This is a genomic window from Senegalimassilia sp. (assembly GCF_977052095.1).
The window spans coordinates 1-814 of record NZ_CDRSTZ010000024.1 but is presented as its reverse complement, the minus strand read 5'-3'; the positions used below and the strand labels follow the sequence as shown (position 1 = coordinate 814).

Sequence of the window (814 nt, the reverse complement as noted above, 5' to 3'; positions counted from 1 at the left end):
ACACGCCAATCGAGAATTCTATCCTATTGAGGATAGTTTGCATAGGTTAAACCTTGCAGCTTTACAGCTCCTCCACCTTTACGAGGTGCTTAACCTTGAAGATCATGCCGCGAACGGACTCGTTGTCCACCTGGTCGATGGAACGGCCGATCTTGCCAAGGCCCAGCGCCTTCAGCGTGGCCAACTGATCTTTCTTGTAGCCAATGGAGCTTTTCACCTGCGTGATGCGCAGCGTCTTCTTAGCGTCAGACATCAGAGCTACTCCTTCCAGCCGTAGATCTTGGCAACGGAAATGCCACGACGCTCGGAAACGGACTCGGGGGACTGCATTTCCTTCAGGCCCTCGGCGGTTGCCTTAACGACGTTCATGACATTGTCGGTGCCCAGAGACTTCGACAGCACGTTCTCGACGCCAGCCAGCTCCAGGACGGCACGAGCAGCACCGCCGGCAATAACGCCGGTACCAGGAACAGCAGGCTTGATCAGAACGCGACCAGCACCGTACTCGCCGATGATCTCATGCGGCAGCGTGCGCTCGTCGGTCAGCGGCACGGAGAACATGTTCTTCTTTGCGTCCTCCACGCCCTTCTTGATGGCGGTCGGGACTTCCTGGGACTTGCCCATGCCGACGCCAACATGGCCGTTGCGGTCGCCCACGACCACCAGCGCGGTCAGACCAAAGCGGCGACCACCCTTGACGACCTTGGACACGCGGTTGATGTAAACGACGCGCTCTTCGAGCTCGGGAGCTGCGGCGTTCTCTTGCTTGTTGCGAGCCATAGACTAAACCCCTTCTAGAATTTCAGACCGGCTT

Annotated in this window: 2 protein-coding genes; both read right to left on the bottom strand. The window is 57.7% G+C overall.

The genetic code is table 11. The features are described from left to right. Positions 1–61: 61 nt before the first annotated feature. Complete coding sequence (rpmD, locus tag ACWI6D_RS05810; RefSeq protein ID WP_129423189.1) at positions 62–253, bottom strand: 50S ribosomal protein L30; 192 nt, start codon at positions 251–253, stop codon at positions 62–64. A 5-nt stretch (positions 254–258) separates the two neighbouring features. After that, positions 259–780 carry a 30S ribosomal protein S5 gene (gene rpsE / locus ACWI6D_RS05805; RefSeq protein WP_129423190.1) on the bottom strand — a complete coding sequence of 174 codons (522 nt, stop codon included), beginning with the start codon at positions 778–780 and terminating at the stop codon, positions 259–261. Positions 781–814: the final 34 nt, after the last annotated feature.